The sequence below is a fragment of the Synergistota bacterium genome (assembly GCA_021159885.1).
Lineage (GTDB): Bacteria > Synergistota > GBS-1 > GBS-1 > GBS-1 > AUK310.
In genome coordinates, this window is record JAGHDO010000068.1 from 79,823 (window position 1) to 88,879 (window position 9,057).

Here is a 9,057-nt window from a genome sequence, read left to right on the forward strand (position 1 = left end):
TCAAGAAAACACCTCCCGCTTAGAAGCGATTTTAAGATTCAAAGAGCGGTAAAAATCCCTTAGGAATGCCTCCGCCTCGACCTCCCCGCGCTCTATATCATCAAGCTTCCTTTCCATATCTGCGGTAAACTCGGGTGAAAGCATTTCCTCGCCCAAAACCCGCTGAAGCGCCTCACAAACTTTGAAACCAAGCTCCGTTGGAACGAGGGTTCTCCTGCTCTTACCCACATACCTCCTCTTCAATAAAGTTGATATTATAGTGGCGTAAGTTGAGGGTCTACCCACCCCTTTCTTCTCAAGCTCCTTAACTAACGAAGCCTCCGTATACCTTGGTGGAGGCTGGCTTTGCTTATTGAGAACATGGATTTTCTCGATTTTAAGTTCTTCACCCTTGCAAAGGGGAGGTAGAAGAGTTTCCTTTCTTCCACCGAGCACTTTATTCCATCCCTCAAAAAGGACCGTTTCTCCGGTGGAAAGAAAAACCTTATCTCCCCAGCTGAATAAAACCCTTCCTCTCCTGATCTTCACATCAGACATCTGGGAAGCGAGGAAGTGCTTCCAAATCAGATCATAAAGGGGAGAAACTCCTCTTAAATTAAGGTCCGTGGGTCTTATAGCCTCATGAGCGCCAGTTTTAGGATATCTTCTAACCTTAAGATAAGCAGAGCCATATTCACTTTTAATAAACTGAGAAGCCATTTCTATTGCTCTCTCGCTTAAGAAGCACGAATCAGTTCTGTGGTAAGTGATATATCCTCTTTCAAAAAGCTCCTGAGCTTCTCTCATAACCCTAGCCGAGGATAGATGAAGAAGCGAAGAAGCTTTCTGAATAAGGGTTGCGGTCTTCAAGGGAGAAGGTGGTTGCAGCAAAACTTCCTTGAAATCAACCGAGAAAACCTTGACACTACTGCCTTTAAGCTTCTCCTTAAAAGTCTCCGCTTTACTCCGAGAAAGTCGCTCTGGTATATCCTCCTTGATATTCCAGAGCTTGGCTTTAAAAAAAACATCTTTCTTCCTGAGAGTAAGCTCCATTTCATACCAGCACTCTGGTACAAAGCTCTCCCTCTCTTTCTCTCTGTCTACTAAGATCTTTAAGGCACATGATTGCACTCTCCCTGCAGAAAGTCCCTTCTCCTTAAATGTCCTCCAAAGAAAGGGAGAGACAAGATACCCATATAATCTATCGAGGATCCTCCTTGAGATCGCAGATTTCACCCGCATGAAGTTTAACTCCTTAGGAGAAGAAAGCGCTTCTTTAACAGCCGAGGGGGTAATCTCATAAAACTCTATCCTCCAAGCTTCTTTCCCTCTTCCTTTGAGAAACTCCCATATATCATAAGCTATTCTTTCCCCTTCCCTATCCGGATCAGTAGCTATGAAAAATGGACCACTATGCAAAGCTATTTTCTCAAGCAACTTTCTCTTCCCCTTGAGGAAAACCCACTTAGGAGAAAGAGAGTCCAAGTCGATTCCCATACCCCTTCGAGGAAGATCCCTAAGATGCCCCCATGTAGCTTTAACATCGTATTCCTTACCGAGAAAACCTTTAAGGGTTTTCGCCTTGGTAGGCGATTCAACCAGGATTAGGAAGCGTCGACCCCGCATACGGCATCACTAAAACGGAAGCCTCCCTACCATAGATGGAAAGCGCCTTCTTGAAAGCGGAAAGAGGATCCCTGAAAATTTCAAAGAATGTAGGAGCGAAATCTTCCGGTAAAGTCCTTGATACTAAAAATATTCTGGCCTTCTTACGCACAAGGGCAATTCTCATAACCTTATGAGGCCCAAGTTGAAATCCCTCTATTCTCAATCTCTCTATAGGATCATCCACGCTTTTGGCAGAAACAAGCCAGCTCTCCATTTTGGGGTGTCCCACTCCCTCCGGACACTCCGCTAAAAGAATTATAGTTCCTCCATCACGAACCGCAAGCGCTGCGTTCTCGAGAGCCTTATGCGCCTGGTAGAAGTTTATATCCTTCGGGAATCCCCCACAGGAAGCAACGACTATATCAACAGGTTTTACGTTAACCTTATACATGTTATCGACGATGCGAGTCCCTTCTCTATGAGCCTCATACAGATCACCCGAAAAGATACCCACAATCTCTTTCTTCGCATTCAAAACCACGTTAAAGAGAAAAACTTTCTCCTTCAAAAAAGATCCCGCCTCATCTATATCCCTTCTTACTGGACCATTTAGGGAACCCGCCACAGCAGTAGGTTCCAGCATTAAGCTATGATTCTGAAAAATGGTCTTTATAGAGGAAACCCCAGGAAGAAGAGCTTTTGCCCCTCCAGTGTATCCCGCGAAATAGTGAAACTCAATATTTCCCGTAGCTATTATAAGATCAGATCTTAAAACATCTCTTAAAAACTCTACCTCCGTTCCAGCCGTCGTTCTGGCTACAAATTCACACTCATTCACATTATGGTTAAGGTAGGGGAATTTCCCACCTAAAAGCTTCTCCGCTTCCTGAGGAGTCTGTTCTCTATGAGTTCCCAAGCCAAAGATCGCAACCGCATCCTTAGATTTTACTTTTTCCCATATCCTACCAAAGAAAAGATGGGTGGGAACGGGACGCGTTATATCGCTAACCAGTATAGAAATCCTCTTAGCTCCCTGTAGGAATTTCTCAAGCGGTTCAAGAGCTCTATCGATTTCTATCTGAAGATTTTTAACACCCTGAAGCTCCTTAGGAAGCAAAACATCATGATCATCTACTGGAAGATCAACGGCCTCTTTTCCCAGCTTCAAAAGCATTTTTCCCCTCTCCCCCTTTTCCCTCCCTGAAGTATATCACTATTTCGTTAGGACGTGCCATCCTGTATTCCTCTCTGATTATTTTCTCAAGTAGAAACCTACTCTTAGCAAGCTTTATTTTCTCTCTCAATTTTTTGTTTTCGAGCTCAAGCTCCGCTATCTTTTCCCTTAAGAGAAAAGCTCTCCTTTTAAAGAGAATTATTTTTCTAACTTCCTTTATTATCGATATCGATGTCATTGATAAGACAAGTATAATAACAGCATATAGAAGCCATTTTCGAAGCAAAATCCATCACATCCTCTCGGGCGCGGAAACGCCTATAAGCGAGAGGAAATTTCTTATAACTACGGCTACCGCCTTAGAGAGAGCAAGCCTCGCGTTCCTTAACTCCTCTGAAGCTGAAAGGATAGGGTGCTTATTGTAGAAAGAATGAAAGGAGGAAGCGAGCCTCTGGAGATAATAAGGAATCCTATGAGGGGCGAGCTCTCTAATTGCTATCGAGAGCTCGCTTTCCGCTTCCGATAGAATCCTTAAAATCTCCATTTCCTCAGGCTCACCAAGAGGATCCAGAGAGACGCTCTCCAGCTCTGGAATACTAATTCCTCTCTCCTTAGCTTGCTCAAAGAGCGAGCACACTCTCGCATGAGCATACTGCACATAGTAAACTGGATTCTCTTCAGACTGCTTTTTGGCCAACTCGAGATCGAAATCGAGATGGCTGTCACACTTTCTCGTTAAAAATATATACCTCGCTGCGTCTTTTCCCACCTCCCTGACCACATCGGCGAGAGTAACAAACTCCCCTGCGCGCGTTGACATGGAAATCGGTTTACCTTCCCGCAAAAGCGTTACAAATTGAATCAAAAGAACTTGAAGAGCGTCAGCGCCTTTACCGAGAGCCTGAACCGCTGCCTTCATCCTTGGGATATAGCCGTGATGATCCGCTCCCCATACATCTATAACAAGATCGAAACCTCGCTCATACTTGTTCTTATGATATGCTATATCAGAGGCAAGATAAGTAGGAACACCATTAGATCTCACAAGTACCCTATCCTTTTCATCACCAAAGGCGGTGGATTTAAACCATAAAGCTCCGTCCTTCTCATAAGCGAAGCCCTTTTCTTTAAGGTATGTGAGCGTTCTTTCGACTTCCCCTTTATCATATAGAGAACGTTCGCTAAACCAGACATCGTACCTAACGCCAAAGTCCTCAAGGTCCTTTTTTATCCAGCTTAGAATTCTCTCACACGCGTAATTTCTGAAGAAAGAAACGCTTTCTTCTCTACCTACTTTAAGCCACTTATCACCATCTTTCTCTCTTATTTCTCTCGCAATGTCATATATATATTCTCCCCTGTAGCCATTTTCAGGGAAGGGAGCTTCTTCCCCCTTACCGAAGAGCTCAAAGTACCTTGACCTGACAGACTCACCTAAAAGCTCCATCTGTAACCCAGCATCGTTTATATAGTACTCCCTTTCCACTTCGTATCCTCCGAACTCAAGTATCGATGCCACAGAATCTCCTACCGCTGCCCCTCTTCCATGACCGACATGAAGAGGACCAGTGGGATTTGCACTGACAAATTCCACCTGAACCTTCCTACCTTTGCCCAGGTTAAGCCTACCAAAGTCCTCCTTTTTCTTTAGTATTTCCCTCACTATTTCCTTAAACCAAGAGAGAGCAAAACGAAAGTTTATGAACCCAGGTCCTGCTATCTCCACATCCTTAATAGCTCCCTCAGGGAGCCTCAACTTCCGCACCATGCTTTCTGCAATTTCTCTCGGTTTACCCTTGAAAACGGAAGCCATCTTAAGCGCGAGATTAGTAGCCCAATCTCCGAATTCAGGATTCCTGGGTTTCTCAAGTTCGGGTTCTGGCAAGGAGTTGAAATCCCATCCCCTCTCCTTTGCCAACGACACGGAAGCTTCTCTAAGCGCCTTTATAATTTCCGCCTTAAGTTTTTCCTCCATTTTCTCAAAACTTCACCTCCTCTCAAAGAGCAATTGCGTACCAACATAATCCTCAAGGAGCATAAACCCCTTAAACAGAGAAAGCCACTCTTCGGGAGACAGCTCCTTCCTCCTAAGCTTAAAAGAATAGGTCAAATATATTTTCCTCTTTGTGCCTTTAATAAACTTCGCCGAGAAGGAAAAAGCATCTCCTCTTCTTCTAAACGATAGAGGTAACGAAACGATTTTCCACCCCTTCGGATATTTCAAAACGATATTGTGCTCAAAACTCATCAGAAAACCAAGATCTATGGGATTAGACCTACGTGGAGGCAAAGAGAGAAAGTCCACCGGGAAGCCAAGATGAGGAAGTCTGAAAACCAGCTTTCTCCCATAGTTCTCCATGGTTATTTCTCCCTTCCCTCTAACTTCACCTATAAAGACTCCACCCTTTTCCCCAAACGAGGCATCCTTAACCTTAACTCCTGCTTCCTCACCAAGCTTAGAGAATCTCTTTAACTTCCCAGATATCCATCCCCTCGACACTATCTTTAAGACAAACTCATATGCTCCACTCTTTGAGAGATCCATGGAAAAGGTAATTTTCTCTGAAGAAAGCTTCTCAGACTGTAAGGGAATATCCACAAACTTTGCTTCTCCCTCAGAAAAAAGCAACCCTTTTTTCCCCTGAAAGCGAGGAGAAATATAGCCCGCAGGCAAGTGAAGGGCACATGGATCAAGCCAATATGTCTTATCATCCGCAACAACCCTGATCAAGGGATATTCAAGCAAGGAAGGGACAGGATATTTATCACTCAAGGGCCATCTGGAAACCCATATCATCTGCGGAGAAAGCCTCAATGCCTTAAGCATAGAAAACAGCAAGAAGGAAAAATCGGATGGGGTCATCTTTTTCGATTTCCAGATAACGTTCAAACGAGGAAACCTATAAAACTGATCGGGGAAAGACCATCCCTTCAATATCTTAACTTTGCGAGAAAGAACCTTCCACAATACTTCCAGTTTAGCTCGAGCTCCCGAAACGCGAGAAACCTTTCTTCTTATCTCGGAGGGAAGAAATTTTCTGTCCAGCGATGAATAAAAGAGAGCGGAAGCCTTATCCCATGAGGATAAAGAGGTAATGAGTATCGGCTCCTGCGGAGGAGAGAACGGATCCGCAAGAGAAAGCTCATCGAGATCGAGCACCCCCCCCGAAAAAGCCCTGTTAGATCTGAAACCTATGGGGGACTTCACCTGTATATGGAGCTTTTTGACCTCCATATTTTCAGATCGAGGTAGAAACCACCAAAAGTATGGAGGAAGGGGTGACTCTCTTCTGAAGGTAAAAGAAAGATCAAGAATATCTCCGCTTCTCAAGCCCTCCAAAGAGGCCCTCTTTTCAACCAGTTCTCCATGATCCTTAACATCAAGAGATAAGAGCTCTATCCTGCCATCTGCTTTCTTTAACCTTAGCTTTTCCACGGTAAGATCGGCCTTTCGTGAATCATACTTCCACGACAGATACTCTGGAAATGAGTTCGGATTCTCTACCTTTATCAAGCTCCTGCTTTCCCACTCAATCTCTCCCCTAACCCCTACCTTTAGGTTATTCCAGAGTAAGAGATACGTATTGGAGTAAGCAGCTGAAACTCCAACAAATGAAAAAATAAAGCAAATTAGCATAATCCCCGTGAAAATAAGCTTTTTTCTAAAATCGAAAAGACACATGCCTCCTCAACCCTTCTTTCTCTTTTTCCTCTTTTTTTTCTTCTTTTTTTTCTTGGAAGAAACCGCGGGAAGATGGTCTCTAAAGGCTCTCACAGGCTTTTCCTCTGGCACGACCTCAACCCTGAAAAGATAGGTTATTATCTCTTCCTTTATCCTCGCAATGAGCTCTTTAAACAGCTCAAAAGCTTCGAATTGATACTCTATAAGGGGGTCTTTCTGGCCATAAGCTCTCAACCCTATTCCCTGCCTTAAGTGGTCCAAAGCAAGCAAATGATCCTTCCAACGGGTATCAAGCACATGAAGCATGACCAGCTTTTCTATCTGTCTTAAGGTCTCTTCCCCCATTCTCTTCTCCTTATCATCGTAAAACTCCTTAGCTTTTTTAATTATTCTGTTCCTTATCTCCTCTCTTTCCATCTCTGCTATCTCGCTTTCCGGAAGGTCGATCTCGAAGGGGAAAAGTCCCCTCAAACGCTGCATAAATCCCTTGACATCTCTTTCCTCTGGTAAGATTTCCTCGCTTAAATAAGCATCCATGAGAAGATCAACCACATCTTCAACCATCTTCAAAAGGTGCTCCTTAGGATTCTCAGTTTCAAGGACATATCTTCTTTCCCTGTATATAACTTCTCTCTGCTTATTCATAACATCATCATAAGCAAGAAGATACTTTCTCGCTTCAAAGTGCATGCTTTCTACCTTTTTCTGAGCGGACTCTATCGCCTTGGTGAGCCAAGGATGCTCTATAGCTTCCCCCTCTCTCATACCAAGCTTTTGCATAAGAGAGGATATTTTTTCAGAACCAAAGAGCCTTAGGAGATCATCTTCAAGCGAAAGGTAAAAGCGAGAGGAACCCGGATCACCTTGCCTTCCCGCTCTTCCCCTGAGCTGATTATCTATTCTCCGAGCTTCATGCCTTTCCGTCCCTATTATGTGAAGTCCTCCAAGCTCCACGACCTTTTTATGCTCCTCATCGGTTATCTTTTTCATCTCCTCATAGACTTTTCTCCATTTTTCCGGAGAAACCTCGTTAGGATCTTTCCCCTCTCTTCTGAGCCTCTCCTTGGCGAGAAACTCAGGATTACCGCCAAGAAGGATATCGGTTCCTCTACCGGCCATGTTGGTAGCTATGGTAACTGCCCCCAGCCTTCCAGCCTGAGCAACTATTTGCGCTTCCTTCTCATGATACTTCGCGTTTAAGACCTGATGAGGTACCCTCCGAGCCTTAAGAAGCTTGGATAACCTCTCGGATTTCTCTATAGAAGTCGTCCCAACGAGAACAGGCCTACCTTTCTTATAAAGCTCTTCTATTTCATCAGCAACTGCCGCAAACTTCTCTCTCTCAGTTCTGTAAATAACGTCAGGATAGTCTATCCTTATCATCGGCTTATGCGTTGGAATTACCACAACCTCAAGTCCGTATATCTCCTTAAACTCCTCCGCCTCAGTTGCAGCAGTTCCGGTCATACCTGCGAGCTTTTCATACATCCTAAAGTAGTTCTGAATGGTTATAGTAGCTAAGGTCTGTGTTTCGCTTCTAACCCTCAAACCCTCCTTAGCTTCTATAGCCTGATGTAATCCATCGCTATATCTTCTTCCAAACATGAGCCTCCCGGTAAACTCATCGACTATGACTACCTCTCCATCCTTAACGACATAATCCACATCCCTCTTAAAAAGGTAATGGGCTTTGAGCGCTTGAACAAGTCTGTGAGCGAGTTCGCTGTTTAAGTCATCGTAAAGACTCTTAACGCCCAGAAGCTTTTCAGCTTTAGCAATCCCCTTTTCAGTAAGAACTATATTTCTTTCCTTCTCGTTTATCTCAAAATCCTCTTCTGGCTTGAGGAATCTGACTATTCTATCGACTTTATAATATATGCTCGGATCATCCTCAGACGGACCGGAAATTATAAGGGGCGTTCTCGCCTCATCTATAAGGATACAGTCCACCTCATCGACTATGGCATAATAGTGCCCCCGCTGAACCATATCATCCATTGAATAAACCATGTTATCTCTGAGATAGTCGAAGCCAAACTCGCTGTTCGTTCCATAGGTTATATCTGCCTGATATGCCTTCTTTCTCTCTTCCTGGGGCATTCCGTTATAAAGATAAGCAACGCTCAACCCCAGAAATTTATATATAGGCCCCATCCACTCAGTGTCTCTCTTGGCAAGATAGTCATTAACGGTTACCACATGAACTCCCCTGCCGGTCAGCGCGTTCAAGTAGACGGCGAGGGTTGCAACGAGGGTTTTACCTTCCCCCGTTTTCATCTCCGCTATCTTTCCCTCATGAAGCACAATTCCGCCCATAAGCTGAACATCGAAATGCCTTAAACCTATAGTTCTTTTCGCGACCTCTCTAACCACTGCAAAAGCCTCAACGAGAAGATCATCTAAGGTTTCCCCGCGTTCTAACCTCTCTTTAAACTCTATTGTCTTACGCGCGAGATCCTCATCGCTCAATCGCTGAATTTCCGGTTCAAGCTCATTTATCCTTGCAACTATCTTACTTAACCTTTTAAGCTCCCTTTCGTTGGGATCGAGTCCTAAAGCCTTCTTTAAAGCGCTTAAAACCATATCTTAAAGCGCCCCCTCCACCGTCTCACCG

At 44.2% G+C, this 9,057-nt stretch carries 6 protein-coding genes; all 6 read right to left on the reverse strand.

Going from position 1 to position 9,057, the window contains the following annotated elements:
- From topA to secA, 6 genes are read right to left on the reverse strand one after another with little or no spacing between them, the layout of a single operon-like run.
- Positions 1-1,605, reverse strand: a complete 1,605-nt coding sequence (gene topA / locus J7M13_06900; GenBank protein MCD6363709.1) for a type I DNA topoisomerase — start codon at positions 1,603-1,605, stop codon at positions 1-3.
- Positions 1,574-2,761 (reverse strand): nickel-dependent lactate racemase, encoded by a 1,188-nt coding sequence (gene larA / locus J7M13_06905; protein MCD6363710.1) that lies wholly within the window; start codon positions 2,759-2,761, stop codon positions 1,574-1,576. The genes topA and larA overlap by 32 nt, the downstream gene beginning before the upstream one ends.
- Positions 2,730-3,047 (reverse strand): septum formation initiator family protein, encoded by a 318-nt coding sequence (locus tag J7M13_06910; GenBank protein ID MCD6363711.1) that lies wholly within the window; start codon positions 3,045-3,047, stop codon positions 2,730-2,732. The genes larA and J7M13_06910 overlap by 32 nt, the downstream gene beginning before the upstream one ends.
- Before the next feature lie 6 nt (positions 3,048-3,053).
- Positions 3,054-4,736, reverse strand: coding sequence for an arginine--tRNA ligase (locus J7M13_06915; GenBank protein ID MCD6363712.1), 1,683 nt, complete (start codon positions 4,734-4,736; stop codon positions 3,054-3,056).
- A gap of 12 nt (positions 4,737-4,748) precedes the next feature.
- Complete coding sequence (locus J7M13_06920; GenBank protein MCD6363713.1) at positions 4,749-6,443, reverse strand: hypothetical protein; 1,695 nt, start codon at positions 6,441-6,443, stop codon at positions 4,749-4,751.
- A 6-nt stretch (positions 6,444-6,449) separates the two neighbouring features.
- Positions 6,450-9,026, reverse strand: a complete 2,577-nt coding sequence (secA, locus tag J7M13_06925; protein ID MCD6363714.1) for a preprotein translocase subunit SecA — start codon at positions 9,024-9,026, stop codon at positions 6,450-6,452.
- Between the last annotated feature and the right edge of the window lie 31 nt (positions 9,027-9,057).

Excerpts from the sequence above, each read along its gene's own strand:
- secA (MCD6363714.1), bottom strand. The coding sequence starts at position 9,026 with ATGGTTTTAAGCGCTTTAAAGAAGGCTTTAGGACTCGATCCCAACGAA.
- J7M13_06920 (MCD6363713.1), bottom strand. The coding sequence starts at position 6,443 with ATGTGTCTTTTCGATTTTAGAAAAAAGCTTATTTTCACGGGGATTATG.
- larA (MCD6363710.1), bottom strand. The coding sequence starts at position 2,761 with ATGCTTTTGAAGCTGGGAAAAGAGGCCGTTGATCTTCCAGTAGATGAT.
- topA (MCD6363709.1), bottom strand. The coding sequence starts at position 1,605 with ATGCGGGGTCGACGCTTCCTAATCCTGGTTGAATCGCCTACCAAGGCG.
- J7M13_06915 (MCD6363712.1), bottom strand. The coding sequence starts at position 4,736 with ATGGAGGAAAAACTTAAGGCGGAAATTATAAAGGCGCTTAGAGAAGCT.